Raw genomic sequence first — 25,962 nt, forward strand, 5'->3', positions numbered from 1 at the left:
TCTCGCTCACGCGGGTGTTACCCTCTAGCTGCGGCGAAATTCCCCGCTGATCAAGCGTTTGACGGCATGCATCGGAATACCGGGCAAATCTGCCACAGAGCCGCGCGGATCGCGACGGGGCAGGGGGCGCTGCCCCCTCTTGGCTGCGCCAATTCACCCCCAGGATCTTTGCGCCAAGGCGAAGGGTTAAAACGGCACGTCGTCGGCATCGGCGGCGGGCACGACGAAGCTCGACAGCAGACGCTTCTCGCCCGCCTTGTCGAATTCCACGACGAGCTTGTCGCCTTCCGAGCCCATCACCTCGCCATAGCCGAACTTCTTGTGGAAGACCCGGTCGCCGATCTCGTAATCGCTCTCGCCCTTGGCGTCGATCACCATATGGCGCGCCTCGCGGGGCTGGCTGGTCCCGCGCGATTGCGCGTTTTGCAGCCGCCGCCAGCCGGGCGAGTTGTAGACATCGGCGCGCGAGACGCGGTCTTCCATAGCCGAGGACCCGCCGAAGCCGCCCCCGTTCATGCCACCACCGTAGAGGCCCGGAGGCGTCAGCACGTCGATATGGGCGGGCGGCAATTCGTCGATGAAGCGCGAGGGCATCTGGCTTTGCCACTGGCCATAGACGCGGCGGTTACCCGCAAAGGAAATCGTGCAAAGCTCCTCGGCGCGGGTGATGCCGACATAGGCCAGACGCCGCTCTTCCTCGAGCCCCTTCAACCCGCTTTCATCCATCGAGCGCTGCGACGGGAACAGCCCATCCTCCCAGCCCGGCAGGAAGACCACGGGGAATTCCAAGCCCTTGGCCGCGTGCAGCGTCATGATCGAGACCTTCTCCTCGGTCTCGGCCTTGTCGTTGTCCATGATCAGCGCGACGTGTTCGAGGAAGCCCTGCAGATTGTCGAACTGCTCCAGCGCCTTGACGAGTTCCTTGAGGTTCTCGAGCCGCCCCGGCGCTTCCGGCGTCTTGTCGTTCTGCCACATCTCGACATAGCCGGATTCCTCGAGGATCCGTTCGGCCAGACGCACATGGCTGAGGTCATTCGCGGGCGCCACACCATCCTCGGCGGGCTCGATCAGCAGGTCGTCATCCTCGGCCCGTGTCACGGCGGTCGCGGGCGAGGCCTGCACGACCTTCTCATGCCAGCGCGCGACATTCTCGACGAACAGCCGCAGCTGCCCGCCCGCCTTGCCCGACAGCGCCCCTTCGGCCACCAAAAGCCGCGCGCCGTCCAGAAGGCTCAGCCCGTTCTCGCGCGCGGCGACCTGAATGCGCTGCTGCGCCTTGTCGCCAAGGCCGCGCTTGGGCGTGTTGATGATCCGCTCGAAAGCCAGATCGTCATCGGGCGAAGTCACGAGGCGGAAATAGGCCATCGCGTCGCGGATCTCGAGCCGCTCGTAGAAGCGCGGGCCGCCGATCACGCGATAAGGCAGGCCGATGGTCAGGAACCGATCCTCGAAGGCGCGCATCTGATGCGAGGCGCGCACGAGAATGGCCTGCGAATTCAGGCTGATCGGCGGATTGCCACGGGTCCCGCGCTGGATCGCCTCGACCTCTTCGCCGATCCAGCGGGCTTCTTCCTCGCCGTCCCAATGGCCGATCAGGCGCACCTTTTCGCCGCCCTCGGCCTCGGTCCAGAGTTCCTTGCCCAGACGACCCTCATTGGCCGTGATCAGCCCCGACGCTGCAGAAAGGATATGCGCGGTCGAGCGGTAATTCTGCTCCAGCCGGATCACCGCGGCGCCAGGAAAATCCTTCTCGAATTTCAGGATGTTGCCGACCTCGGCACCGCGCCAGCCATAGATCGACTGGTCGTCATCGCCCACGCAGCAGATATTCTTGTGCCCCTGCGCCAGAAGCCGCAGCCACAGGTACTGCGCGACGTTGGTATCCTGATACTCGTCTACGAGGATGTATTTGAACCAGCGCTGATATTGCGCGAGCACATCCCCGTGGGTCTGGAAGATCGTGACCATGTGCAGCAGCAGATCGCCGAAATCGACCGCGTTGAGCGTCTTCAGCCGCGCCTGATAGGCGGCGTAAAGCTCGGAGCCGCGATTGTCGAAAGCCGCCGTCTCGCGGCCCGAGACCTTTTCGGGCGTCAGCGCCTTGTTCTTCCAGCCGTCGATGAGGCCCGCCAGTTGCCGCGCAGGCCAGCGTTTCTCGTCCATATTGGCGGCGACGATCAGCTGCTTGAGCAGCCGGATCTGGTCGTCCGTGTCGAGAATGGTGAAATTCGACTTCAACCCGACCAGCTCGGCATGACGGCGCAGGAGCTTCACGCAGACCGAGTGGAAGGTGCCGAGCCACGGCATCCCCTCGATCGCACCGCCCAAGTGGCGCCCCACGCGCTCTTTCATCTCGCGCGCGGCCTTGTTGGTGAAGGTCACCGCCAGCACCTCGTTCGGGCGCGCGCGGCCGGTGTGGATCAGATGCGCGATCCGTGCGGTCAGCGCCGAGGTCTTGCCCGTGCCCGCGCCTGCCAGCATCAAGACCGGCCCGTCGAGCGTCTCGACCGCCTGGCGCTGCTGGGGGTTCAGTTTTTCGAGATACGGCGCGCTCCGCGCTTGCATGGCGCCTGCCATGGCACGTTGCGACAGGCTCGCAGCCCCTTCATACGGATCGTCGTCATCAGCCCAATTCATGGGAGGCAATCTAGCGGTTCGGCCCTCAGAGGGAAAGGGGCATGTTCAGCATCTGTTCGCCTGACGTGAGCTTCCGCACCCGTCTTCGCTCTTGTGAAAATATCCCGGGGGGGCCGCAGGGCGGGGGCAGAGCCCCCACCCGCGCTCAGCCCTGATGGATCAGCGTGGCGAACAGCTTAGGATCGACGCTGGCCGATGCGAAGGTCTCGCCCTCGGTCAACATGGCCACGGCGTCATGGCTGTGCAGGCTTTCCTGATGGCTGGCCACGATGCGGAAATCACCGACGCGCGGTTCGGCCAAGAGACGTTCGGCGAAGGCGCGCACGGCATCCTCGACGAAGATCGGGTTGGCGGCGTTCAGTTCGGCGAAGGCCTGTTCGTCCTCGCGCTTGACCATGACCTGCGTCTCGGTCGGCACGGCGGCGCGGGCGAGATCGATCATGTCTTCGAACCACAGCACCTCGCCCGGCTCGACCACCGCCGAGATCCGCGCAACGGAGCGCTGCGAATGGGGCGTCGCCAGTTGCCCGCGGCTGGCGCGGGCATGCTCGGACAGCTCCAGCGAGCACGGGCAAGTCGAGGAATAGACGTAATCGAGATGGATCACCTTGGTGCGCACACCGGCCGTCTCTATCAGCTCAAGCGCGATATCGTAATATTGCCAGCCCTCCAGCCCGGAGCGCAGCGAGGGCCGCTTCACCGGGAAAGAGACGCGCATCATCAGACGGGCGTCGAAGCTCTCGAGATCATCCATGTAATCGTCGAGCGCGGCTTCCATCACCTCGAAGGAGAAGGTCTTCTCCGCGTGGACGTAGAAGCTGCGCATCACGCGCGACATGTTGATGCCCTTCTTCTCCGCTTCGAGGCTGACCGTCCCGGTGACCGACGCCTCCAGCGTCAGATCGCCATTGTCGCGGGTATGGAAGCGCACCGGCAGGCGGAAATTCGAGATGCCGACATGTTCGATCCGGGTATGCGCGCCCACGATCAGCGAGGACGGCCCGTTCTGCAGGTCGGGCATCGTCGCCTTGTAGGTCTCGTCCGCCTCGAAAGCCGCGTCATAATCGCGGCTGAGATCGGGGTAGTTCGAGACCTCGTGCCCCGGCAGCAGCCGCGCGATCGCCGGATCGAGCTGCGCGACCTCGACCGGGTCGGCCTTCGCCGCCCATGCGCGCAGCACGTCGAGCGCGGCGCGGGCGTCTTCATTGTCGGGGGTCTCGATCCTGCCTTGCACGTTCATATCCTGTCCTCCGGAGCGCCCGGTCCCGCCAGATATGGGGTTTTTGAGGGCGATGTCCAAGACAATACGCCGGTTCGCGGCAATCGGTTCACCCCGTTCAGGCCGCGTCGAGCGCCCCCTTGATGTCGGCGATAAGATCGCCCCCGTCCTCGATCCCCATCGAAATGCGGATCAGACCGGGGGTAATCGCGATCGCCTCCCGCTCCTCTTCCGACAGGTTCTTGTGGGTCGTCGTCGCCGGATGGGTCGCAATGGATTTCGCATCGCCGAGGTTGTTCGAGATCGAGACGATCTGCAGCGCGTTGAGGAAGCGGAACGCCGCCTCCTTGCCGCCCTTCAGGTCGAGCGCGAGCATCGTGCCGCCCGAGCCCATCTGCTCCATCGCCAGCGCATGCTGGGGATGATCCATCAGGCCGGGATAGACGGTGCGGGCGAGTTTCTCATGGCCGGCCACGGCGCTCGCCACGGCAGCCGCGTTGGCCGCCTGCGCGCGCACCCGCAGATCGAGCGTCTGCAACCCGCTCAGCAGAACCCAGGCGTGGAACGGGCTCATCGCGCCGCCGGTGTGCTTCACATAGGTCTCCAGCGGGCCGCGGATATACTCTTTCGAGCCGAGCACGACACCGCCGAGCACGCGCCCGCCGCCGTCGATATGCTTGGTCGCGGAATAGACGATCACATCTGCGCCAAGTTCCACCGCGCGCGAGAAGATCGGCGAGGCGAAGACGTTGTCGACCACCACCGTCGCGCCGCCCTCATGGGCGATTTTCACGATGCCCGCGACATCCATCACTTCGAGGCCGGGGTTCGAGACGCTCTCGAAGAAGCAGACCTTCGTCTCGGGGCGCATCGCGGCGCGCCATGCCTCAAGGTCGGTGCCGTCGACCAGCGTCACGTCGACGCCGAAGCCCTGCAGGACTTTCAGCACATGCAGGCAGGAGCCGAACATCTGGCGCGCGGCCACGATGTGATCGCCCGCCTTCACGAGGCAGGTCAGCGCGCCGTTGATCGCGGCCATGCCGGAGGCGCAGGCGAAGGCGTCTTCGGTGCCTTCGATCGAGGCCATCCGGTCTTCGAACATGCGCGTGGTGGGGTTGCCGTAGCGCGCATAGATGAACTCATCGTCGGAGGCGTTGAGGAACCGTTGCTCGGCGGCTTCGGCCGAGGGGTAGGCAAAGCCCTGCGTCAGGAACATCGCCTCGGCCAACTCGCCATATTGGCTGCGGCGAATGCCGTCATGGACGAGTTTGGTGCGGGTCTTGCGCTCGGTCATCGGTGCCTCCTGCGGCGGTCTGTCGCGGCTTGGGGCTGCGATAGCGCGCAGGCGGCGCTGGGTCAACGCATAGCGGCGATGTCACGATCGCACAAAACGAATGCGTGCCGTCGCTGCAGGCTCACGCAAGGGGGGGGGAACTTTCCGACGAAAAGCTGCGTTCGGATTAGAACAACAACCCGCGCCTGCGCTCCTCCCCCGAGGCCCAAATGCCGCTTCTCAAGGTCCATGCCAGCTCCGAGCTGCCCGCCGATGTCATCGCTCAGGCGCGCGCGCTGCCGGAGGGTGCCCCGGTCGTCTTGATGATCCACGGCTACGGCTATGCGGCGGGCGTCGAGGGGCGCGATCCCTATCAGCATATCTTCGCGATGGAGCCGAGCTTCAATCTGCATACCGCGATCAGCTGGCCGCGCGCGCTCGGCTTCGACGGGAGCAATCCGGGCGAAGGGCTGGGCATCGCGTTTAGCTGGCAATCGACGGGGCGGCTGACCCGGATCTACGACATGGCCGAGATCGCCGCACAGCGCCTTGCCCGTCTGATCGGCGCGCTTCATGCCGCGACCGGGCGTCCGGTGGGCATCATCGGCCATTCAATGGGCGCGCGGGTCGCGCTGCGCGCGCTGCGCCATGCCCATGCGGGGCAAGTCGCGCGGATGGTGCTGCTGGCCGCCGCGGAATTCCAGAGCCGCGCCGAAGAGGCGATGGCGAGCCCGGCGGGCCGCAGCTGCGAGGTGCTCAACGTCACCAGCCGCGACAACGACCTGTTCGATTTCCTGTTCGAGTGGGGCGTCGCGGGCGGGCGCGAGCGGTCTTTGGGAAATGGCCTGTCGCAGCCGATGCGCAACTGGCTTGACCTGCAGATCGACGCGCCCGAGGTGATCGAGGTTCTCGAAGATCTCGGCTATCCCGTCGCCCCGCCCGCGAAACGCGTCTGCCATTTCGCCTGCTACATGCGCGAGGGGCTGTTCGACCTTTACCGTCAAGTGCTGCGCCAGCCGGACCGGCTGCCGCTTCCCTTTCTCGCCGAAGCACTACCTAAGGCGCAAGACCCCCGCTGGTCGCGCCTTTTTGCGCGTCCGCGCACACCGGGTTTCGCCTTGCCCTCGTTTCAGCGAGCAGCAAAGTAGAGCGGAACCTGCCGCCTAACCTGACGGAGACCCCATGATCGACCTTTATTATTGGCCCACGCCGAACGGCTGGAAAATCTCTATCGCGCTCGAAGAGATGGGCCTGCCCTACGAGACACACTTGGTGAATATCGGCAAGGGCGAGCAATTCGAACCGGAATTTCTGAAAATCTCGCCCAACAACCGGATGCCCGCGATCATCGACCGCGACGGCCCGGATGGCGAACCTGTCTCGATCTTCGAAAGCGGCGCGATCCTGCAATATCTCGCCCGCAAGACCGGCCAGTTCTACGGCGAGACCGAGCGCGACCAGATCGCGGTCGACGAATGGCTGTTCTGGCAGGTCGGCGGGCTCGGCCCGATGGCCGGTCAGGCGCACCATTTCCTGAAATACGCGCCCAAGCTGGAGCCGTCGCAGGACCTGCCCTATGCGAAGGATCGCTACCGCGCCGAGACGGGGCGGCTCTATGGCGTGATGGACCGCCGTCTGGCCGAGACCCGCTACCTCGCGGGCGATTTCTACTCGATCGCGGATATGGCGTCCTGGGGCTGGGCCTCGCTCTGGGAAGGGCAGGAGCAGACGCTCGACGACAAGCCGAACCTGAAGCGCTGGCTCGACGAGGTCGGCGAACGCCCGGGCGTCAAAGCGGGCCGCGCCCTGTCTGCCGATGAGCGCAGCGATAATTCGAGCCGCGAAGCGCAGAAGCATCTTTTCAAGCGCTGAACGCCGGACCCCAGAAATGAAAAAGGGCGCCTCACCGGGCGCCCTTGCTTTAGTAGTCAGGACCTGCTCAGTTGATCGTCAGGTCCAGCGTGATCTCGCAGTTCAGAAGCTTCGAGATCGGGCAGCCTTCCTTGGCGCCCTCGGCCGCCTTGCGGATGGCCTCCTCGTCGCCGGTGCCCTTCACGGTCGAGGTCAGCGCGGATTTCTTCACCGCGAAGCCGTCGCCTTCCTTGTCGAGCGAGATTTCCGCCTTGGTGTCGATCACGACGTCCGAGACGCCTGCCTGCTCGAGCTGAAGCGACAGCGCCATCGAGAAGCAGGACGCGTGAGCCGCGCCGATCAATTCCTCGGGATTCGAACCGGGCTCATCCTCGAACCGGGTGTTAAAACCGTAGGGCTGCGACTTCAGCGCGCCGCTCTCGGTCGAAATCGTGCCTTTGCCGCCCTTGATGGTGCCTTCCCAATGGGCCGATGCGTGCTTGCGGATCATGAATCCCTCCTATGCGTTGCATTCGCGGAGACAACGAGACGGAAGGCCAGTTGTTCCGCCTCAGCGCCCGCGCCCCACCAGCCTATCATATTCCTGAATGGCGAAGCGGTCCGTCATCCCGGCCACGTAATCGAGCACGACCCGCGCCAGCGCCTGCTTCGATTCGGGCCGCGTGCAGTCGCCGCCGAGGATGCGCGCGCGGGAGACTTCCTCCTGCCATTCCTCGGGCAGAAGCTCCGGGCGTTCCATGAACAGCGGGAACAGCGCGTTGATCATTTCGGTCACGCGCTTGCGCTCCACCACCACGGAGGGCGCACGATACATGCGCTCGAACAGGAATTGCTTGAGCACCTTGAGGCTTTGATAAAGCGGCTTCGAGAAGCGGATGATCGGCCCGTCCATCTGCCGGATATCGTCCACCGATTGCGGCCCGAGCGAAGTCAGCCGGTTCTCGGCCACCGCGATCACGTCTTCGACCATCACGCCGAAGACCCGGCGCAGCGCCTCGTGCTGGCGGCGCGTGCGGTCGAGACCGGGATGCAGCTTGTCCACCTCGGCGAAACAGGCCCCAATCACCGGCAATTCGCACAGGTCATCCTCGTCGAAGAGCCCCGCGCGAAGGCCGTCATGCAGATCGTGGTGGTTATAGGCCACGTCATCGGCCACCGCCGCCACCTGCGCCTCGGCGCTGGCATTGGTCTCCAGCTCCAGATCCCAGGCCGCATCGACCTCGGCCAGCGCATAGGGCAGTTCCTCGCGGCTCGGGAAGCTGTGCGAGCCGCCCTTGTCGGAAATCGCGGGCCCGTTGTGCTTGGCGATACCTTCCAGCGTCTCCCAGGTCAGGTTCAGCCCGTCGAAGCCCGCGTAATGCTTCTCCAGCTTTGTCACGATCCGCAGCGCCTGAGCATTGTGATCGAAGCCCCCATAGGGCTTCATCAGCTCGGCCAGCGCATCTTCGCCAGTATGCCCGAAGGGCGGATGGCCCAGATCATGCGCCAGCGCCACCGCCTCGGCCAAATCGGTGTTCAACCCCAGCGTCCCCGCGATGGTGCGCGCGACCTGCGCCACCTCGATCGTGTGGGTCAGGCGCGTGCGGTAATAATCGCCCTCATGTTCGACGAAGACCTGCGTCTTGTGCTTGAGCCGTCGGAAGGCTGAGGAGTGGATGATCCGGTCCCGATCGCGCTGGAACGGCGAGCGGAAAGTGGACATGCTTTCGGGGTGAAGCCGCCCGCGGCTCTCGCCGGGCTGGCAGGCATAGGGCTTGAGCACTGGTAAAACCTCGTCTTGTCGGCACGCTTCGGCCCTCCTATATCTCGGATGTGACGGAAATACAGGCCCCGTGGGGTCAGGAAGGCCAATCCGATGCAACTCCCTCCGAAAGTGACCGAGCGCGCCTTTGCGCGTCTGGCGGAAATCAATGAAGGTCGCGAGGCGCCGCAAGCGCTGCGCGTGGCCGTCGAGGGCGGCGGCTGTTCCGGTTTTCAGTATGATATCAAGCTCGAAGAGACGCCTGCAGGCGACGACATCGTGCTTGAAGGCGCAGGCCAGAAGGTGCTGATCGACCCGGTCTCGCTGCCCTTCCTCGAGAACGCCACTATCGACTTCACCGAAGAACTGATCGGCGCGCGCTTCGTGATCGAGAACCCGAACGCGTCGAGTTCCTGCGGCTGCGGCGTCTCCTTCGCGATGTAACGACGCAGGCGATGCGCCTTATCTGAAAGGCGCATCCTCGCTTCCTCTTGATATAAATATCCCCGCCGGAGGCTCCCCTCCTTCGGCGTCATTCCTCCAGTGGCAATTTGCGAAAATCGAACCCGTCTTCCAGCGTCGGCTTGATCACGTCGAAATAGGGCGAAAGATCGAAATCGCGCGGCGTGAACAGCGACGAGTGCCGGATATGCAGGATCTCGCCCTGACTGTCGGCGCTGCCCATCTCGATATCAGGCAGGATCGGGTAATGGACCGAATGAAACGCCTCGGCGATCACGGTCGAGCAAATCGCCCGCGTCGGGTCGCCTGATCCCAAAGCCAGCATCCGCCGCCGAAACCGATGCGGCACGGGCGGGCGCGGTAGAAGATACCGCACGAGGTCGATCACGTTCTTCAGATCGTATTGCCGCCCGACCGCGCTCTGCATGTAGTCGATCACCTCTTCGATCCGGTCGTGCCCAAGCCCCACGGGGCGGCAGATACGCGTGTTGAGATGCGCATAGGCCGCCAGCCCCGCGATCCGCACGCCCGCCTCCAGATCGGCCTCGATCAGCTCGCCGCCGGGCGGGCCGCCCGAATAGAAAGCCGCATGGGACCATGTGGAATGGGTGAGATATTTGATCGCCGCCGAGATCCGCCGGTCGCCCTCGACCAGCAGCACATCGCCCGGACGCAGCGTCGCACGCAGCGCGCGGGTCGGGATCACGCCGAAGGGCTGGTAGAAGCGGGTCTGCTTTTGCAGAAACCGCGCCATTCTCTTGCCGGACATCCGAGACAGCTGCGCCATGATCTCCTCCTTGCTCAGAGGTAGGTCCGGCGCGCACTGCTGCACAGCTCAGGCGCAAAGATGTGATTTTCGTTAATTGGCGCGCGATACGCCTGCGCTCATTTCGGCGGCAGCGGACCGCCCATATCGAGCCCCGTATCCATCGCCGCCGCGCGCGCCTTCTCGATCCGCGCCCAAAGGGTGGGGTCTTCCTCGCCCTGCGGCCAGACGCCCGTCAGCGCAAAGCGGAAGCGCGCGGAATGACGCGCCTCGCGCTCGATCCGGTCGATGAACTCCGCGCCATGTTCCGCCACCAGATCTTCCAGCGGCCCGGCGGCGAGCATCACCACCTGCCAGATCGTCGTAGCCCCTGTCAGCGCCTTGCGGATGAAGGTCCAGAGCACCTCGGGATATTCGCGCAGCTCGAAGACACAGAGCACCGACCAGGGAAACTCCTCGCCCTCGGGCTCCTCGGCATTGTCGGCGAGCCACAGATCGACCAGCGCCTCGACCGTGCGCACGTCGTCCGGAGCACTGGCCTCGTTGCACAGGATCGAGACGAGTTCGGGGGGCAGGGGGGTGGTCATTGCATCATTTCCTTGGTCGCCGACAGCGTCACGCCTTCATAGTCGCGCTCGACCCGGTCGATGTCCCATTGCAGGCGCGTGAGGAACACCACGTCGCCGTCGTGATCATAGGAGATGTGCTGCTTGTTGGCGTTGACCAGCTTTTCGACCGCCGCTTTGTCGCCCAACACCCAACGGGCGGAGGTGAATTGCGAAGCCTCGAACCGCACGGGGATGCCGTATTCCTGCTCGATCCGGCTCGCCAGCACCTCGAATTGCAGTGCGCCCACGACGCCCACGATGAAGCCCGAGCCGATCGCAGGCTTGAACACCTTGGCCGCGCCCTCTTCGGCGAATTGCATCAGCGCCTTCTCCAGATGCTTGCCCTTCATCGGGTCGGTCGCGCGCACCGATTGCAGCAGTTCCGGCGCAAAGCTCGGGATGCCGGTGAAGCGCAGCGCCTCGCCTTCGGTCAGCGCGTCGCCGATGCGCAGCTGGCCATGGTTCGGAATACCGATGATATCGCCGCCCCAGGCCTCTTCCGCCAGTTCGCGGTCGGCAGCGAGGAAGAGAACCGGGTTCGACACCGCCATCTGTTTCTTGGAGCGCACATGCAGCAGCTTCTGCCCACGCGTGAAATGGCCCGAGACGAGCCGCACGAAGGCCACCCGGTCGCGGTGCTTGGGGTCCATGTTCGCCTGCACCTTGAAGACGAAGCCCGCGACTTTCTTCTCCTCGGGCGCCACATCGCGCTCGGCGGATTTGAAGACCTCCGGCTCGGGGCCGAATTCGCCGATCCCGTCCATCAGTTCCTTCACGCCGAAGCTGTTGATCGCGGAACCGAACCAGATCGGCGTCAGGTGTCCCTCGAGGAAGCTCTGGCGATCGAAAGCGGGCAGCAACTCGCGCGCCATCTCGACTTCCTCTTTCAGCTTTTCGAGCTGGTCGGCGGGCACATGCTCGGCCAGTTTCGGGTCGTCCAACCCGCTGATCTTGATCGATTCCGCCACCTTGTTGCGATCGGCGCGATCCATCAGCTCCAGCCGGTCGTGCAGCATGTCGTAGCAGCCGAGGAAATCGCGGCCCATCCCGATCGGCCAGCTGGCAGGCGCCACGTCGATCGCGAGGTTTTCCTGAATTTCGTCGATGATCTCGAACGTATCCCGGCTCTCGCGGTCCATCTTGTTACAGAAGGTCAGGATCGGCAGGTCGCGCAGACGGCAGACCTCGAAAAGCTTCCGGGTCTGACTTTCCACGCCCTTCGCGCCGTCGATCACCATGATCGCCGCATCGACCGCCGTCAGCGTCCGGTAGGTATCTTCCGAGAAATCCGAGTGGCCGGGCGTGTCGACGAGGTTGTAGCGGAAGTCGCGATACTCGAAGGACATGGCCGAGGCCGATACCGAAATCCCGCGATCCTGTTCCATCTTCATGAAGTCCGAACGCGTCCGTCGCGCCTCGCCCTTGGCACGCACCTGTCCCGCCATCTGAATGGCGCCGCCGAAAAGCAGGAACTTCTCGGTCAAGGTGGTCTTGCCCGCATCCGGGTGCGAGATGATCGCGAAGGTGCGGCGACGGGCGATTTCGGGCGGGAGCGCGGGACGGTTCATCATGCGCGCTCGTTTAGCCTGCCCGCGCGCGCCTTGCAATCGCGGCGATGGGGGGCGCAGCGATGGGGGCTCCGGCCCCTCGCACCTTGAACCTTAGCTTACCAGACCCGGCACCGGCAGCCCGGCCGATTGCCAGAGCAGCACGAAATTCAGCCCCAGCACCATGAGCGCGCCCAGCACCGCGAGCCACAGAATCGGCCCGCGCAGGGCGAACTTGCCCATGATGTCGCTACGCCGCGCGAAGATCAGCAGCGCGACCATCGGGACGGGCAGGGCGATCGACAGCACGACCTGGCTCATCACCAGCGCGTCGGTCGTGTTCACCCCCAGCCACACGACGACGAAGGCGGGCGCCATCGTGATGACCCGGCGCAGCCAGACCGGGATGCGACGGCGGATGAAGCCCTGCATGATCATCTGCCCCGCCATCGTGCCGACGACCGACGAGGAAACCCCCGAGGCGATCAGCGAGGTCAGGAAGGCTGCCGCCGCGAATCCGCCCAAGAGCGGCGTCAGCGTGTGATAGGCGGTCTCGATCTCGGCCACTTCGGAATGGCCGCTATGGAAGGCGGAAGCCGCCATGATCACCATCGCCATATTGACCATCCCCGCGATCGCGAGCGCGATGATCACCTCGCGGTTGGAGAACTTCACCAGCCGCGCCTTCTGCACCGGATCACGCGTCAGGGCGCGGTTCTGCGTCAGGCCGGAATGGAGGAAGATCGCATGCGGCATCACAGTCGCACCGATGATGCCCACCGAGATCGTCAGCGCCGTCGCATCTGGCATTGAGGGCGCGAACATTCCTGCCACCGCTCCCGACCAGTCGACCGGCGCCACGAACATCTCGGCGAGGTAGCACGCCCCGATCAGCGCCACGAGCGCGCCGATCACGATCTCCATCGGGCGGAAACCGCCGCGCTCGAATAGCAAGATCGCATAGGTGACGACGGCGGTGACGCCCATCCCCCAGATTAGCGGCCAGCCGAACAGGAGCGAAAGCCCCAATGCGCCGCCCAGAAACTCCGCCAGATCGGTCGCCATCGCCGCGATCTCCGAGACGATCCACATCGCGATCGTCACGGGTTTCGAGAAATTCTCGCGCGAGAGTTCTGCGAGGTTCTTGCCGGTGACGATGCCCACGCGCGCCGAGATCGCCTGAAACAGCATCGCGATCAGGTTCGCCCCCAGCACGACCCACAAAAGCGCATAGCCATAGCCCGCGCCCGCCTGAATGTTCGTCGCGTAATTGCCCGGGTCCATATAGGCGACCGAGGCGATGACGGCTGGCCCGAAGAACAACAGATACCCGCCGCGCCGGTTGCCCGACAGCACGGCCTCCATCGCCGTGCGGGTGCGGCTCGTCATGTTTTCCTTGCGGGTCAGTTCAGTCATGGGGGTCCTCGTCAATGCTGCTGCTGCGAAATGTAGCCTCGGCTACAAGATTCGCAAGTGGCTAATTTTCGTTGACAGCACAACGCGCGCCGCGCGAAGCTTTGCTTGGCATATCGGGCGCGACAGGTTATCCGGTCCGCTCCGGAAATGGTGCCCGAAAGGCCCCGACCGGTATTGAGACAAGGACCGTCAAGGCAGGCGAATGACTGACACCGATCCCTCCCAGATCAAGGGGTTCAACCGGGCCCGAGAGCGTGCGGCGCGCGCGCTCTTGGAAGACTATGTCGAGATGATCGCCGATCTGACGGCGGAATTCGGCGAGGCACGGATCACCGAGATTGCCGCGCGACTCGGGGTAGCCCATCCGACCGCGACGAAAGCCGTGGCGCGGCTCAAACGCGAAGGGCTGGCCGTGTCGCGGCCCTATCGCGGGGTGTTTCTCACGGAGACTGGGGAGGCGCTGGCCGATCAGGTGCGCGAACGCCACCGGACCGTTGTGGCCCTGTTGCGCGCTGTGGGCGTGCCGGAAGAGGTCGCGGAGATCGACGCCGAAGGGATCGAGCACCATGTCTCGTCGCGCACGCTGGAGGCGTTCGAGGCCTTCCTCGCGTCAAAGGCTGGCAAATAGCTCCGACAGCCGCTCGGCCTCGCCAGAAAGACCCCAGGGCGCGTTCACGATAAACATCCCAGAGCCGATCATGCCGTGGCCCTCGCGGGCGGGCGGGAATCGCACCTCATGGCTCAGCGCGTCGGGGAAATCGCGGCGCAGGGTGCGCACCATTGCCTCCTGCGCGCCCGAGGCCAGCATCGGATACCAGAGCGCGATGATCCCGACGTTCCATTTCTTCGCGATATGGCCGATCAGCTTCGGCATCGCCGTGTAATCGGCCTTCTCCTCGAAGCTCGGATCGATCAGCATCATCCCACGACGCGGGGTGGGGGGCGTCAGCGCTAGCGCCATCTCGCGCCCGTCGGCCTTGTGCAGGACTGCGCCGCTTCGCCGCGTGGCCGTGCGCAGGGCGGAAAACTCCTGCGGGTGCAATTCACATAGCTGAATCGTGTCCATCGGCCGCAACAGCGCCTGCGCGACCAAAGGCGAACCCGGATAGGCCTGCGCCCCGTGTTGCGCCCGCACCGCGGCCAGCGCGCGCATATAAGGGTGATCGGAGGCGAACCAGCCCAAGCCTTCCACCCGCGTAATTCCGGCCGCTGCCTCTCCCGTTTTCGCCGCCTCCGCCCCGTCGAGCGCATAAAGCCCGCGCCCGGCATGGGTTTCGAGATAGCTCAGCGGCTTGTCCTTGCGCGTCAGGTAATCGAGCGCAGACGCAAGCAGCGCGTGCTTGTGCACATCGGCCAGATTTCCGGCGTGATAGGCGTGTTGGTAAGACAGCATTGGTTCGGTCTCCTTGCGCCCTTCCTGCCGGTCGGCGCGCGCGAGGGCAATGCTCTTCTTCTCGAGAGAAACATCCCGGGGGCGCGCTAAGCGCGCGGGGCAGCGCCCCTCCTTCGGGTCAGCCTGTCTGAGAGTAAAAGAAAACGGCGGCGCCCAGGGAGGAGGAGGGGCGCCGCCGTCTCTTTTCTGCCGTCAGGTCTCAGGGAGGAGGAGAGAGACCCTTCGGCACTGTCGACACCGCTTCAGGGAGGAGGAGGAAGCGGCGTCACACCCTCGGGTCCAGGGAGGAGGAGAGGACCCTCGGTATTTTGTGGCGGCACCCTCAGGGAGGAGGAGGAGAGTGCCGCCGAAACGATCGGCCCAGGGAGGAGGAGAGGGCCTTTCGTAACAGTTTGGGCCTGTCGGCCCGGATATCAAGTGCTGCACTGCAGCATGCGACAGCCTGTCGCAGCTTTCCGCCGGTGATAGGCGGCGACCTCAGGGAGGAGGAGAGAGGTCGCCGCCTGCTCGGCGCGGATCTCTCAGGGAGGAGGAGAGAGAGATCCGGGCAGCTCGGATCCGGCATCGCGGCGTCGCGCCGCTCGGGGCCGGTATGTTTGGTGTGGCGGCGCTCTCAGGGAGGAGGAGAGAGAGCGCCGCCGCAGTCCTGAGCCCCAGGGAGGAGGAGAGGGGCTCGGGAAGCGAATTACTTGCCGTATGCGGCCTCGTAGGCCACGCGGGTGATCATCGAGCTGTGCAGCCCGAGGTCGTTCAGCTCGCGGCTGTTGAGCGAGCGCAGTTCGTTGAGCGTCTGGCGATACACCTTGCGGCGGGCCAGGGCTTCGGTCAGTTTCGATTTCAGCGCGGCGAAGCCGCCTTCGTTCAGTTGGATGTCTTGTACGAGTGCCATCGTTTCAGCCTCATCTATCTACTTGCGAGGGCCGCTGCCGGTTCCAGCTTGTCGACCCGAATTCGTTACTTCGTGTTCCGTCGTTGGGCTAAAGATGGCGCTAATGCTGCGACTGCACAATGCCGGGAAGCCTCATTGCCGCCATGCAGAAAATGCATGAATGATTCTGACCCATTTTCGAGACGCAGACGCAAGATATGTGCGCTTGCCTTGGGGCGTTTGGGGGATTCCTGACCATTTGGGCAGTTCTCGACTTGAACTGCGCGGCAAAAACGCCACAGTTCCGGCCAAATCACGAGCAGTCGGGCCGATGACGGACCCGGGAATGGAGGAATCTGCATGGCTCTGAGCAAGGAAACGGTTCTCGCGACGTTGCAATCGGTAGAAGTGCCGGGCGGCGGGACCGCGATCAGCCGCGATCTCGTGCGCGCGCTTGCGGTGCAAGACGGCGTGGTGCGCTTCGTGCTCGAAGGCGCGCCGCAGCCCGAACTGGAAGCGATGCGCCCCGCGCTGGAAGCGGCGATCAAGGCGCTCCCCGAGGTGACGAGCGTGACAGTGGTGGTGCCCGCGGGCGCGCCGCGCGGTCTTGGCGGCACCGCTCAGCAATCGCAACAGCGCGGCCCCGCGATCGGCGGCCATCCCAAGCCCCAGCAAGGTCCGCAAAAAGTGCCGGGCGTGAAGAAGATCATCGCCGTGGGGTCGGGAAAGGGCGGCGTCGGCAAATCCACTGTCGCGTCGAACCTTGCTGTGGCGCTGACTCGCGCGGGCAAGAAGGTCGGTCTGCTCGACGCGGATATCTATGGTCCCTCGCTGCCGCGCATGATGGGCGCGAACAAGCGGCCCGCCTCGCCGGACGGGCAGACGATCCTGCCGCTGCAGGCGCATGGCGTCACGCTGATGTCGGTCGGTCTCATGCTAAAAGAGAGCGAGGCGGTTATCTGGCGTGGCCCGATGCTGATGGGCGCGATGCAGCAGATGCTGTTTCAGGTGAAATGGGACGAATACGGCCCGCTCGACGTGCTTTTGATCGATCTGCCGCCGGGGACGGGGGATGTGCAGCTCACGCTGTGCCAGAAAACCGAGCTGGACGGGGCGATCATCGTCTCGACCCCGCAGGATGTCGCGCTGCTCGATGCGAAGAAAGCGATCGACATGTTCCAGCGGCTGAAAACCCCGATCCACGGGCTGGTCGAGAACATGTCTTCTTATGTCTGCCCGAATTGCGGCCACGAGGCGCATCTCTTCGGCCATGGCGGGGTCGCCGCGGAGGCGAAGGCGCTGGGGCTGCCCTTCCTCGGTGCGCTGCCCGTCGATCTGGATGTGCGGCTCGCCGGCGATGCGGGCACCCCGGTTGCGGCGGGCGAGGGGCCGGCGGCCGAGGGCTATGCCGCTCTTGCGCAGGGGCTGGTCGACCGCGATCTGCTCTGATCTCAGCTCTAGGCCAAGCTCACGCTAAGAAAGGCGCCCGATCCGGGCGCCTTTTTTCTGGTCACAGGGGCGTTATGGGAAATCATGGCACCTTTCATGGAACTTCACGGGAGCGTAGAAGGCATGTGAGCGGAGATTCGCCACGAAACTGGGCGGAATCACGCGCGCTTCACGCGCCCTCGCGCAAAATCACCCTGTGGTGAGCGCTGAAATCAGTGGTGTCGCGGGTTCAAATTGCGGCTCAAAAACCACAGGTTCCGCATTGGGTGAAATTTTTTGGGATTTTACGGGAAGCTCTGACGGCTCCGGTTTTTCTACCATATATAGTAAATATCCGCTAGACTTGCGCTAGGTGTGGTCCGATCTCGGCACAACACCTTGTAATGAAGTCTCCTCGCGAACAACATGTGCCCAGTATTCGGCAACTTTTTTCTTGCGTGCCATGAATTCCCATGGCATCCCTAATTCATCGGAAGCGAAGACAAATAGAGGCACTAAGACCTCACGGCGAAATGCAGGTTTCATACAGGCCATCGCTTCACGAAAACAAAGAGATCCGGCGCGCGAGCGAGCAGATATCCCCATCCCCCCAGGTGGCGCGTGCAGTCGGACATACCCAGTAATGGGAACGAGGGCGGCGGATTGGGCAGTGGCAGCAGCCCAATCCGCTGTTTTCATTTCGGGCCCCGCCCGGCGGGACAGGTGATAGGAGCGCGCTTTGGCGGGCATGTTCATAGGCGAATACACCTTCAAGGTGGACAGTAAGGGTCGCGTGTCGATCCCCGCGCTGTTTCGTCGTGAGCTGGAAGAGGGCGACCCCGAGCGCCCGAACAAAGATCGCCCCCGCATGGTCATCGTCTACGGTGCCGACACCCAGAAAATGCTCCAGATCTACACGCAGGCCGCCTTCGAGGCGCTGGCCGCCGATATCGCGGCGCTGCCGCGCGGCTCGAAGCAGCGCACGATCCTGCAGCGGATGGTTTTGTCCAAATCGCACCCGACCGAAGTCGATCCCGATGGCCGCCTGGTTCTCCCGGCGGCTTTGCGCACGAAGATCGGACTCGACAAGGAGGCCTATTTCTCCGGCGTGGGCGAGACCTTCGAGATCTGGAACCCCGAGACCTTCGCCGCTGCCGATGAAGCCAATATCGATCAGTGGATCGAGGAGCAGGGCGAAGATTTCGACCCGCTCAGCCTATTGTCGCAGGGGTGAGCCATGACGGATCGGGACGCCCTGCCAGACGCCCCCCACGTCCCGGTATTGCTGCGGCCGCTCCTTCGGGCGGTCGCGCCTGTCTCTGGGACCTGGCTTGACGGAACCTTCGGCGCGGGCGGCTATGCGCGCGGATTGCTGGAGGCGGGCGCGGACAAGGTGATCGGGGTCGACCGCGACCCGGCCGTGTTCGAGATGGCCGAAGCGTGGCGCGGCGAGTATGGCGACCGGCTGGAGCTGGTCGAAGGCACCTTCTCCGAACTCGATACCTATAGCGACGAATTGCTCGACGGCGTGGTGCTGGATCTCGGCGTCTCCTCGATGCAGCTCGATCAGGCGGATCGCGGCTTTTCCTTCATGCGCGACGGTCCGCTCGACATGCGGATGTCGCAGGAAGGGCCCTCGGCGGCCGATCTGGTGAACGAGACGGACGAGGCCGAACTCGCGGATATCCTTTACCAATATGGCGAAGAGCGCGCCTCGCGCCGGATCGCCAAGGCTATTGTCGAAGCACGCAAGGTTCAGCCTTTCGAGACAACGCAGCAGCTGGTCAAAGTGATCGAGCGCTGCCTGCCGCGCCCGAAACCGGGGCAGAGCCATCCCGCCACGCGCAGCTTCCAGGGGCTGCGCATCGCGGTGAACGACGAATTCGGCCAGCTCATCGAGGGGCTGGAAGCCGCGGAACGCGCGCTGAAGCCCGGCGGGCTTCTGGCTGTGGTCAGCTTCCATTCGCTCGAAGACCGGGTGGTGAAGCGCTTCTTTGCGGCGCGCTCGTCGACGGGCGGGGGCGGTTCGCGCCACGCACCGGTTCAGCAAACCCTTGATCCCGCTTTCGAGATTACCGTGAAGGGCGACGGGCCCGACGCAGAGGAACTGGCGGAAAACCCGCGCGCACGGTCGGCCCGGCTTCGGGTAGGACGGCGCACCGAGGCGCCCGCCGGCAAGGCCGATCGCACGCAATTGGGGCTTCCGAAGCTCGTCACCGGGGAAAAGAAGGGGAAACGCCGTTGAGACTGCTTGCCTATCTTGCCGCCTCCGCCTGTGTCCTCGCGCTCGCCTTCTGGGCCTATCACGTCAATTACGACACGCAGGACCGGATCGACGAGCTGCGCGACCTCAACCGCGAAATCGCCTCGCTCAACGAGGGGCTGTCCGTGCTCAACGCCGAATGGGCCTATCTCAACCGCCCGCAGCGCCTGCGCGAACTGGTCAATCTCAACTTCACCTCGCTGCGTCTCCTGCCGATGACGCCCGAGCAATTCGGGACCGTGGCGCAGATCGCCTATCCGACGCCGCAGGCTGATGATGCCGACGCGTCGAGCACCGATTTGTCCGGCCTGTCCGACCCGATCGAGGTCAAGGCCGATCCTGAGGGAGGGAACTGATGCGCACGCCCCTTCGTCCGCTTGCCCGTATCCTTGACGCCCGCGAAAAGGGTGAGAATCCCGACGCGATCGAACGCGAGAACCGCCGTCTGCGCGGCGAGGCCACCCGTGACAAGGCGCGTCAAAGCGCCGAAGGCCGCCTGCTGGTCATGTCGGTGATCTTCCTCGCGGCCTTCCTGACGGTGGGGCTGCGCATGGGCTCCTTCGCCGCCGCGCGCCCCGAAGAGCCGCAGACCGATTCCACGACCGAGCAGATCCACGCCCAACGCGCCGATATCGTCGACCGCAAGGGTAGGGTGCTCGCGACCAACCTGCTGACCCACTCGCTCTATGCGCAGCCGCCGATGATGATCGACCCGCTGGGCACCGTGGACAAGCTGGTAAAAATCTTCCCTGACCTCGACCGCGACCGGCTGAAGCAGGATTTCACCGGTCATCGTAAATTCGTCTGGATCAAGCGCCGCATCAGCCCCGAGCAGATGCAGGCGGTCCATGATATCGGCGATCCCGGCCTTCTGTTTGGCCCGCGCGAGATGCGGCTTTATCCCAACGGCCATCTCGCCTCGCATATCCTTGGCGGCGCGCGCTACGGCACGGAGGGCGTGAACTCCGCCGAGATCCTCGGCGTGGCCGGGATCGAGAAGGAATATGACAAGTGGCTGCGCGATCCGGCCAATGGTGGGCAGCCGCTGAAGCTCTCGCTCGACCTGACCGTGCAGTCCGCGCTCGAAGACGTGCTCTCGGGCGGCATGAAGCTGATGAATGCCAAGGGCGCAACGGCGGTGCTGATGAAGGTTCAGACCGGCGAGATCGTCGCGATGGCGAGTCTGCCCGATTTCGACCCCAACGACCGCCCCGCGCCGCTTCTGAAGGGCGATCCCTCCGACAGCCCGCTGTTCAACCGCGCGGTTCAGGGGATGTATGAGCTGGGCTCCACCTTCAAGATTTTCGCGGTCAGCCAGGCGATGCAGGACGGTCTGGTCACACCCGAGACGATGATCGACACCAAGGGCCCGCTGCGCTGGGGCAAGTTCCGCATCCACGATTTCCACAATTACGGCAAGCAGTTGTCGGTCACGGATGTGATCGTGCACAGCTCGAATATCGGCACTGCGCGGATCGTCCAGAAGATCGGCCCCGAGAAGCAGCGCGAATTCCTCGGCAAGCTGGGCCTCTTGGAGCCCTCGCCGGTGGAGCTGATCGAGGCGCCGACGGGCCGCCCGATTCTGCCGAAGAACTGGTCGGAGCTTTCTGCGATGACCATCGGCTACGGCCACGGTCTCTCCGACAGCCCGCTGCAGCTTGCAACGGCCTATGCGACGATCGCCAATGACGGGCGGCGCGTGCTGCCGACGCTGATCGCCAACGGCGGCCCGCGCAAGCCGCATAAACAGGAATTCGGTGCGCCCGAAGGCGCGCAGGTCGTGTCTCCGGCGGTGGCCCGCAAGGCGCTGGCGATGATGCGCGCCGTGGTGACGCGCGGTACGGCGAGCTACGGCAATGTCGAGGGCTATCAGGTCGCGGGCAAGACCGGCACCGCCGACAAGCCCGATCCGCAGGGCGGCTATTACGACAAGAAGGTGATCTCGACCTTCGCAGGCGTCTTCCCGGTGACCAACCCCGAATATGTGCTGGTTCTCACGCTGGACGAGCCGACGGATACCTCCGGCGACACGCCGCGCCGCACCGCAGGCTGGACCGCCGTGCCGGTCGCGGCCGAGACGATCCGCCGTGTCGCGCCGCTTCTGGGCCTGCGCCCCGAACCGACCACGCCCGACACGCTCGACGGCATCAGCCTCGTCAAGAAAGACTGACCTTTCCGGGCTGGCAGCGGGTCTCGCGCCACGCGCATGAACTCGCGCAAAGAGACCGGGGGAAGGGCCTGTCGCCTTGACCTCGCAGACGCGTCGCCGGATAAGTGCGGCAAGCTGAATGAAGGACGGATACGATGGCTGCGGGCACCAAAATGCTGAGCGAATTGGGGCTGACGCCGCTGCAAGGCGCAGACTGCGCGATCTCGGGGCTGTCGGTCGACAGTCGGCAGGTCAAGCCGGGCCATCTCTTCGCGGCGCTGCCGGGCACGCAGATCCACGGGGCCGAGTTTATCCCTTACGCATTGCGCATGGGCGCGGCCGCCGTTCTGACCGATCGCGCGGGCGAGAAGGCCGCGCGCGAGGCGCTTGAAGGCACCGACACCGCCATCGTCATCACGCAAGACCCGCGTCAGGCGCTGGCCTTCGCGGCGGCGCTGTGGTTCGAGCGCCAGCCCGAGACCCTGATCGCGGTGACCGGCACCAACGGCAAGACCTCGGTGGCCACCTTCACCCGCCAGATCTGGCAGCTCATGGGGTTCGAGGCCGCGAATATCGGCACGACCGGCGTGGAAGGCAGCTATTCCGCCCCGTCGCCGCATACTACGCCCGAGCCGATCACCTTGCATCGCTTGCTCTCGGATATGGCGGCCGTCGGCGTGACCCATGCCGCGATGGAGGCCTCGTCCCACGGGCTGGCGCAGCGCCGGCTGGATGGCGTGACGCTCTCGGCGGCAGCGTTTACGAATTTCACGCAAGATCACCTCGATTATCATGCGAGCTTCGAGGAGTATTTTGCCGCCAAGGCCGGGCTCTTCACCCGCGTTCTGCCCGAAGACGGGGCGGCGGTGATCAATCTCGACGATCCCAAGGGCGAGGAACTGGCGCGCTACATCACCGCGCGCGGTCAGGAACTGATCGGCATCGGCCATACCGAGCAATGCGAAATGCAGATCCTTGGCCAGCGATTTGACGCGACCGGGCAGGATGTGCGCTTCTCGTGGGAAGGCTGGACGCAGATGACCCGCCTGCCGCTGATCGGCGGGTTCCAGGCGATGAACGTGCTCACGGCGGCGGCGCTCGCCATCGCCTGTGGTGCCGACCCCGAGGACGTCTTCGCGACGCTGCCGAAGCTCTCCACCGTGCGCGGGCGGATGCAACTCGCCGCCACCCGCGACAATGGCGCGACGGTTTTCGTCGACTACGCCCATACGCCCGACGCGGTGCAGACCGCGCTCAAGGCGCTGCGCCCGCATGTGATGGGCCGCCTGATCGCCATCGTCGGCGCGGGCGGCGATCGTGACGCGACCAAGCGCCCGCTGATGGGGCAGGCCGCCGCCGAGAACGCCGATATCGTCATCGTCACCGACGACAACCCGCGCTCGGAAGATCCCGCGACGATCCGGGCCGCCGTGTTGGAAGGCGCGCCCAAGGCGATGGAAGTGGGCGACCGTGCCGAGGCGATCCTGCGCGGCGTCGATCTTCTGCAGCCGGGCGATGCGCTCTTGGTGATGGGCAAGGGCCACGAGAGCGGGCAGATCATCGGCTCTGACACCTATCCCTTTGATGATGCCGAGCAGGCCTCGGTCGCCGTCGCCGCGCTGGACGGGAAAATCTGATGGCCGTGCTCTGGACCTCGAGCGACGCGGCCGCCGCGACGGGTGGCGAAGCCACGCAACCCTTCGCCGCGACTGGGATCTCCATCGATACCCGGACGATTCATCCGGGCGATCTGTTCGTAGCGCTCAAAGACGTGCGCGACGGCCATGATTTCGCGCGTCAGGCCCTCGACAAGGGCGCAGCCGCGGCGCTGGTCAGCCGCATCCCCGAGGGCTGCACGAAGGACGATCCGCTGCTGATCGTGGATGACGTCCTCGCCGGCCTAGAGGCTTTGGGCCGGGCAGGGCGCGCACGTGCGCGGGCCCGCGTGCTCGCCGTGACCGGTTCCGTCGGCAAGACGTCGAGCAAAGAGATGCTGCGCGCCGTCCTCTCGGCTCAAGGCACGGTTCACGCCGCCGAGGCGAGCTTCAACAATCACTGGGGCGTCCCGATCACGCTGGCGCGCCTGCCGCAGGATGCCGATTTTGCCGTGATCGAGATCGGTATGAGCAACCCGGGCGAGATCGCGCCGCTGGCGAAGATGGCGCAGCCCCATGCCGCGATGATCACCACCGTCGCGCCGGCCCACCTGGCCGCTTTCGACAGCATCGAGGGCATCGCGCATGAGAAAGCGTCGATCTTCGAGGGGCTCATCGACGGCGGTATCGCGATCGTGCCCTCCGGCCTCGAGGTGTCCGACATTCTGCGCAAGGCCGCCCAGCAGGCCGGAACCATGGTCAGCTTCGGTCCCGAGCCGGGCTCGGATTACCGTCTGATCGACGCCCGCATCGCGGGCGACGCGACCGTGGTTCAGGCCGATCACCATGGCACGCCGATCCTGTTCAAGGTGATGACCCCGGGGCGGCATTTCGCGAATAACGCGCTCGGCGTGCTGGCCCTGGCCGAAGCCGCGGGCTGCGATCCGACCATCGCCGCGATGGATCTGGGCAACTGGCAGCCCCCCGCCGGGCGCGGCCAGCGCGAGCGGGTCTATATGGATGTGGTGGACGAGGCCGAGAGCTTCGATCTCTTCGACGACGCGTTCAACGCGAACCCGGCCTCGATGTCGGCAGCGCTCGAGGTTCTGGCAGGCGCCAAGCCGCGCGACGGGGTGGGGCGCACCGCGAAAGGGCGCCGCATCGCGATCCTCGGCGACATGCTGGAGCTGGGCGACGACGAGGCGGCGCTGCACGCGGCCATTGCCGATCACCCCGCCATGGCGAAGATCGACCTCGTGCATCTCGCGGGACCGCGCATGGCGGCGCTGCGCGAAGCGCTTCCGCGCGCCAAACGCGGCGAATGGTATGAAAAGGCGGACAAGCTGGCAGAGCGCGCCCGCCACCTGATCGACCCCGGCGACGTCGTTCTGGTCAAAGGGTCCAAAGGCTCCAAGGTGAGCGTCGTCGTGAGCGTATTGAAAAAACTCGGCCAGCCCGGCGCGGCCGAGGCCCATAAGGGAAAAGACTAATGTTGTATTGGCTGACCGACTTCTCCGATGGCGGGGGCGTCTTCAACCTGTTCCGCTACATCACCTTCCGCGCGGGCGGGGCCTTCTTCACGGCGCTTCTGGTGGGGTTCATCTTCGGCCCCTGGCTGATCGGTATCCTGCGGCGCACGCAAGGCAAGGGGCAGCCGATCCGCGACGACGGGCCGGAGGGGCATATCTCCAAGGCCGGGACGCCCACTATGGGCGGCATCCTGATCCTGACGGCGCTTTTGGTGTCGACGCTTCTCTGGGCGCGGCTCGACAACGGCTATATCTGGGTCGTGCTGATGGTCACCTACGGCTATGCCGCGATCGGCTTCGCCGATGACTACGCCAAGGTGTCCAAGCAGAACACCAAAGGCGTCAGCAGCAAGGCGCGGCTCGCGCTCGGCTTCCTGCTCGCGCTGCTCGCGTCGCTCCTGACGTGGTATCTGCACCCGTCCGATCTAGAAGGGCGTCTGTCGATCCCGTTCTTCAAGGACCTCGTACTGAACCTCGGCTATTTCTACATCCCCTTCGCGATGATCGTGATCGTGGGCGCGGCCAATGCGGTGAACCTCACCGACGGGCTCGACGGGCTCGCGATCATGCCGGTGATGATCGCCGCGGGCACGCTGGGCGCCATCGCCTATGTCGTGGGCCGCACCGACTTCACCGAATATCTGGGCGTGCAATTCGTCCCCGGTTCGGGCGAATTGGTGATCTTCACTGCAGCGCTGATGGGCGGCGGTCTGGGCTTCCTGTGGTACAACGCCCCGCCGGCTGCGGTCTTCATGGGCGATACCGGCAGCCTTGCGCTTGGCGGCGCGATCGGCGCGATCGCGGTCTGCACCCAGCACGAGATCGTCCTCGGCATCGTCGGCGGCCTCTTCGTGGTCGAGGCGCTGTCGGTGATCATCCAGGTCGCCTATTTCAAACGCACCGGGAAACGAGTGTTCCTGATGGCCCCAATCCACCACCATTTCGAAAAGAAAGGCTGGTCGGAGCCGCAGATCGTCATCCGCTTCTGGATCATCTCGCTGATCCTCGCATTGATCGGTCTGGCGACGCTGAAAATTCGCTGAGAATTCCTTCCCGTATACCTCTTATTTAGCGCGTATGCGAGTGCGCGCGAAGTCGCAAAAGGGCGTCGCGGTTCCACCGCGGCGCCCTTGGTTTACGTCAACTTTATTTGAGCGAACCAAAGCGAAATCCACTGGTTGTCTCCCCGAACCGCG

23 protein-coding genes are annotated in these 25,962 nt (G+C 64.7%); 12 read left to right on the top strand and 11 right to left on the bottom strand.

What is annotated here, in order from left to right; all coding sequences use genetic code 11:
* Nucleotides 1-186 precede the first annotated feature (186 nt).
* The 3 genes from BMI89_RS05925 to BMI89_RS05935 all read right to left on the bottom strand — a co-directional run bounded on the left by BMI89_RS05925 (nucleotide 187) and on the right by BMI89_RS05935 (nucleotide 5,150).
* The gene (locus BMI89_RS05925; protein ID WP_078570204.1) at nucleotides 187-2,637 is read right to left on the bottom strand and encodes a UvrD-helicase domain-containing protein; all 2,451 of its coding nucleotides are present in this window, start codon (nucleotides 2,635-2,637) and stop codon (nucleotides 187-189) included.
* 145 nt (nucleotides 2,638-2,782) lie between these two features.
* Nucleotides 2,783-3,877, bottom strand: coding sequence for a GTP cyclohydrolase FolE2 (gene folE2 / locus BMI89_RS05930; RefSeq protein ID WP_078570205.1), 1,095 nt, complete (start codon nucleotides 3,875-3,877; stop codon nucleotides 2,783-2,785).
* Between the two features lie 97 nt (nucleotides 3,878-3,974).
* A complete protein-coding gene (locus BMI89_RS05935; protein WP_078570206.1) occupies nucleotides 3,975-5,150 on the bottom strand; it encodes an aminotransferase class I/II-fold pyridoxal phosphate-dependent enzyme in 1,176 nt (391 codons plus the stop codon).
* Nucleotides 5,151-5,359: 209 nt separating this feature from the next.
* On the opposite strand from BMI89_RS05935, the gene BMI89_RS05940 reads away from it, so the two are divergent.
* Both BMI89_RS05940 and BMI89_RS05945 read left to right on the top strand, forming a co-directional pair.
* Nucleotides 5,360-6,277, top strand: a complete 918-nt coding sequence (locus tag BMI89_RS05940; RefSeq protein ID WP_078570207.1) for an alpha/beta fold hydrolase — start codon at nucleotides 5,360-5,362, stop codon at nucleotides 6,275-6,277.
* 34 nt (nucleotides 6,278-6,311) lie between these two features.
* Nucleotides 6,312-7,001, top strand: a complete 690-nt coding sequence (locus BMI89_RS05945; protein ID WP_078570208.1) for a glutathione S-transferase N-terminal domain-containing protein — start codon at nucleotides 6,312-6,314, stop codon at nucleotides 6,999-7,001.
* A 67-nt stretch (nucleotides 7,002-7,068) separates the two neighbouring features.
* Here the strand turns inward: BMI89_RS05945 and BMI89_RS05950 are convergent, their stop codons facing one another.
* The gene (locus BMI89_RS05950) at nucleotides 7,069-7,491 is read right to left on the bottom strand and encodes an OsmC family protein (protein ID WP_078519483.1); all 423 of its coding nucleotides are present in this window, start codon (nucleotides 7,489-7,491) and stop codon (nucleotides 7,069-7,071) included.
* Between the two features lie 60 nt (nucleotides 7,492-7,551).
* Nucleotides 7,552-8,763 (bottom strand): deoxyguanosinetriphosphate triphosphohydrolase, encoded by a 1,212-nt coding sequence (locus BMI89_RS05955; RefSeq protein WP_075774417.1) that lies wholly within the window; start codon nucleotides 8,761-8,763, stop codon nucleotides 7,552-7,554.
* 93 nt (nucleotides 8,764-8,856) lie between these two features.
* Between BMI89_RS05955 and BMI89_RS05960 the strand changes: the two genes are divergently transcribed.
* Entirely contained in the window at nucleotides 8,857-9,186 is a 330-nt protein-coding gene (locus BMI89_RS05960) for an iron-sulfur cluster assembly accessory protein (protein ID WP_078519481.1), read from the top strand.
* A gap of 88 nt (nucleotides 9,187-9,274) precedes the next feature.
* Here BMI89_RS05960 and BMI89_RS05965 read toward each other — a convergent pair whose 3' ends face one another.
* The 4 genes from BMI89_RS05965 to BMI89_RS05980 all read right to left on the bottom strand — a co-directional run bounded on the left by BMI89_RS05965 (nucleotide 9,275) and on the right by BMI89_RS05980 (nucleotide 13,541).
* Nucleotides 9,275-9,991: a lipo-like protein gene (locus tag BMI89_RS05965; protein ID WP_078570209.1), complete on the bottom strand. Its 717-nt coding sequence runs from the start codon at nucleotides 9,989-9,991 to the stop codon at nucleotides 9,275-9,277.
* 98 nt (nucleotides 9,992-10,089) lie between these two features.
* On the bottom strand, nucleotides 10,090-10,557 hold the full coding sequence (locus BMI89_RS05970) for a DUF6869 domain-containing protein (RefSeq protein ID WP_078570210.1): 468 nt from the start codon (nucleotides 10,555-10,557) through the stop codon (nucleotides 10,090-10,092).
* The gene (locus tag BMI89_RS05975; RefSeq protein ID WP_078519478.1) at nucleotides 10,554-12,149 is read right to left on the bottom strand and encodes a peptide chain release factor 3; all 1,596 of its coding nucleotides are present in this window, start codon (nucleotides 12,147-12,149) and stop codon (nucleotides 10,554-10,556) included. Before BMI89_RS05975 ends, BMI89_RS05970 begins: the two co-directional genes overlap by 4 nt.
* A gap of 90 nt (nucleotides 12,150-12,239) precedes the next feature.
* Nucleotides 12,240-13,541 carry an Nramp family divalent metal transporter gene (locus BMI89_RS05980; protein ID WP_078570211.1) on the bottom strand — a complete coding sequence of 434 codons (1,302 nt, stop codon included), beginning with the start codon at nucleotides 13,539-13,541 and terminating at the stop codon, nucleotides 12,240-12,242.
* A 202-nt stretch (nucleotides 13,542-13,743) separates the two neighbouring features.
* On the opposite strand from BMI89_RS05980, the gene mntR reads away from it, so the two are divergent.
* Entirely contained in the window at nucleotides 13,744-14,169 is a 426-nt protein-coding gene (gene mntR / locus BMI89_RS05985) for a manganese-binding transcriptional regulator MntR (protein ID WP_078519476.1), read from the top strand.
* Here the strand turns inward: mntR and rlmJ are convergent.
* Both rlmJ and BMI89_RS05995 read right to left on the bottom strand, forming a co-directional pair.
* The gene (gene rlmJ / locus BMI89_RS05990) at nucleotides 14,152-14,934 is read right to left on the bottom strand and encodes a 23S rRNA (adenine(2030)-N(6))-methyltransferase RlmJ (RefSeq protein ID WP_078570212.1); all 783 of its coding nucleotides are present in this window, start codon (nucleotides 14,932-14,934) and stop codon (nucleotides 14,152-14,154) included. The genes mntR and rlmJ overlap by 18 nt on opposite strands.
* Nucleotides 14,935-15,619: 685 nt before the next feature.
* On the bottom strand, nucleotides 15,620-15,823 hold the full coding sequence (locus BMI89_RS05995) for a DUF1127 domain-containing protein (RefSeq protein WP_078519474.1): 204 nt from the start codon (nucleotides 15,821-15,823) through the stop codon (nucleotides 15,620-15,622).
* Between the two features lie 339 nt (nucleotides 15,824-16,162).
* On the opposite strand from BMI89_RS05995, the gene BMI89_RS06000 reads away from it, so the two are divergent.
* The 8 genes from BMI89_RS06000 (at nucleotide 16,163) to mraY (ending at nucleotide 25,809) form a co-directional block, all read left to right on the top strand.
* On the top strand, nucleotides 16,163-17,251 hold the full coding sequence (locus BMI89_RS06000; RefSeq protein ID WP_078570213.1) for an Mrp/NBP35 family ATP-binding protein: 1,089 nt from the start codon (nucleotides 16,163-16,165) through the stop codon (nucleotides 17,249-17,251).
* Between the two features lie 727 nt (nucleotides 17,252-17,978).
* The gene (gene mraZ / locus BMI89_RS06005; protein ID WP_078520010.1) at nucleotides 17,979-18,464 is read left to right on the top strand and encodes a division/cell wall cluster transcriptional repressor MraZ; all 486 of its coding nucleotides are present in this window, start codon (nucleotides 17,979-17,981) and stop codon (nucleotides 18,462-18,464) included.
* Nucleotides 18,465-18,467: 3 nt separating this feature from the next.
* Nucleotides 18,468-19,475, top strand: a complete 1,008-nt coding sequence (gene rsmH, locus BMI89_RS06010; protein WP_078570214.1) for a 16S rRNA (cytosine(1402)-N(4))-methyltransferase RsmH — start codon at nucleotides 18,468-18,470, stop codon at nucleotides 19,473-19,475.
* The gene (locus BMI89_RS06015) at nucleotides 19,472-19,849 is read left to right on the top strand and encodes a cell division protein FtsL (RefSeq protein ID WP_078570215.1); all 378 of its coding nucleotides are present in this window, start codon (nucleotides 19,472-19,474) and stop codon (nucleotides 19,847-19,849) included. The genes rsmH and BMI89_RS06015 overlap by 4 nt, the downstream gene beginning before the upstream one ends.
* Nucleotides 19,849-21,663, top strand: coding sequence for a penicillin-binding protein 2 (locus tag BMI89_RS06020; protein ID WP_246831974.1), 1,815 nt, complete (start codon nucleotides 19,849-19,851; stop codon nucleotides 21,661-21,663). The genes BMI89_RS06015 and BMI89_RS06020 overlap by 1 nt, the downstream gene beginning before the upstream one ends.
* A 134-nt stretch (nucleotides 21,664-21,797) precedes the next feature.
* Nucleotides 21,798-23,279: a UDP-N-acetylmuramoyl-L-alanyl-D-glutamate--2,6-diaminopimelate ligase gene (locus tag BMI89_RS06025; protein WP_078546540.1), complete on the top strand. Its 1,482-nt coding sequence runs from the start codon at nucleotides 21,798-21,800 to the stop codon at nucleotides 23,277-23,279.
* Entirely contained in the window at nucleotides 23,279-24,727 is a 1,449-nt protein-coding gene (gene murF / locus BMI89_RS06030) for a UDP-N-acetylmuramoyl-tripeptide--D-alanyl-D-alanine ligase (RefSeq protein ID WP_078570217.1), read from the top strand. The genes BMI89_RS06025 and murF overlap by 1 nt, the downstream gene beginning before the upstream one ends.
* Nucleotides 24,727-25,809, top strand: a complete 1,083-nt coding sequence (gene mraY, locus BMI89_RS06035) for a phospho-N-acetylmuramoyl-pentapeptide-transferase (RefSeq protein WP_078539566.1) — start codon at nucleotides 24,727-24,729, stop codon at nucleotides 25,807-25,809. The genes murF and mraY overlap by 1 nt, the downstream gene beginning before the upstream one ends.
* Nucleotides 25,810-25,962: the final 153 nt, after the last annotated feature.

Source organism: Thioclava sp. F36-7, assembly GCF_002020075.1.
In the GTDB taxonomy this organism is placed as follows: Bacteria; Pseudomonadota; Alphaproteobacteria; order Rhodobacterales; family Rhodobacteraceae; genus Thioclava; species Thioclava sediminum.

Bases quoted from the DNA above. Each gene is read 5' to 3' on its own strand.
- BMI89_RS05995 (WP_078519474.1), bottom strand. From the start codon at position 15,823: ATGGCACTCGTACAAGACATCCAACTGAACGAAGGCGGCTTCGCCGCG.
- BMI89_RS05940 (WP_078570207.1), top strand. From the start codon at position 5,360: ATGCCGCTTCTCAAGGTCCATGCCAGCTCCGAGCTGCCCGCCGATGTC.
- BMI89_RS05960 (WP_078519481.1), top strand. From the start codon at position 8,857: ATGCAACTCCCTCCGAAAGTGACCGAGCGCGCCTTTGCGCGTCTGGCG.
- BMI89_RS05935 (WP_078570206.1), bottom strand. From the start codon at position 5,150: ATGACCGAGCGCAAGACCCGCACCAAACTCGTCCATGACGGCATTCGC.
- BMI89_RS06025 (WP_078546540.1), top strand. From the start codon at position 21,798: ATGGCTGCGGGCACCAAAATGCTGAGCGAATTGGGGCTGACGCCGCTG.
- rlmJ (WP_078570212.1), bottom strand. From the start codon at position 14,934: ATGCTGTCTTACCAACACGCCTATCACGCCGGAAATCTGGCCGATGTG.
- BMI89_RS05970 (WP_078570210.1), bottom strand. From the start codon at position 10,557: ATGACCACCCCCCTGCCCCCCGAACTCGTCTCGATCCTGTGCAACGAG.
- murF (WP_078570217.1), top strand. From the start codon at position 23,279: ATGGCCGTGCTCTGGACCTCGAGCGACGCGGCCGCCGCGACGGGTGGC.
- BMI89_RS05975 (WP_078519478.1), bottom strand. From the start codon at position 12,149: ATGATGAACCGTCCCGCGCTCCCGCCCGAAATCGCCCGTCGCCGCACC.
- BMI89_RS05945 (WP_078570208.1), top strand. From the start codon at position 6,312: ATGATCGACCTTTATTATTGGCCCACGCCGAACGGCTGGAAAATCTCT.
- BMI89_RS05965 (WP_078570209.1), bottom strand. From the start codon at position 9,991: ATGGCGCAGCTGTCTCGGATGTCCGGCAAGAGAATGGCGCGGTTTCTG.
- folE2 (WP_078570205.1), bottom strand. From the start codon at position 3,877: ATGAACGTGCAAGGCAGGATCGAGACCCCCGACAATGAAGACGCCCGC.
- mraZ (WP_078520010.1), top strand. From the start codon at position 17,979: ATGTTCATAGGCGAATACACCTTCAAGGTGGACAGTAAGGGTCGCGTG.
- BMI89_RS05950 (WP_078519483.1), bottom strand. From the start codon at position 7,491: ATGATCCGCAAGCACGCATCGGCCCATTGGGAAGGCACCATCAAGGGC.
- BMI89_RS05925 (WP_078570204.1), bottom strand. From the start codon at position 2,637: ATGAATTGGGCTGATGACGACGATCCGTATGAAGGGGCTGCGAGCCTG.
- mntR (WP_078519476.1), top strand. From the start codon at position 13,744: ATGACTGACACCGATCCCTCCCAGATCAAGGGGTTCAACCGGGCCCGA.
- rsmH (WP_078570214.1), top strand. From the start codon at position 18,468: ATGACGGATCGGGACGCCCTGCCAGACGCCCCCCACGTCCCGGTATTG.
- mraY (WP_078539566.1), top strand. From the start codon at position 24,727: ATGTTGTATTGGCTGACCGACTTCTCCGATGGCGGGGGCGTCTTCAAC.
- BMI89_RS06020 (WP_246831974.1), top strand. From the start codon at position 19,849: ATGCGCACGCCCCTTCGTCCGCTTGCCCGTATCCTTGACGCCCGCGAA.
- BMI89_RS06000 (WP_078570213.1), top strand. From the start codon at position 16,163: ATGGCTCTGAGCAAGGAAACGGTTCTCGCGACGTTGCAATCGGTAGAA.
- BMI89_RS05980 (WP_078570211.1), bottom strand. From the start codon at position 13,541: ATGACTGAACTGACCCGCAAGGAAAACATGACGAGCCGCACCCGCACG.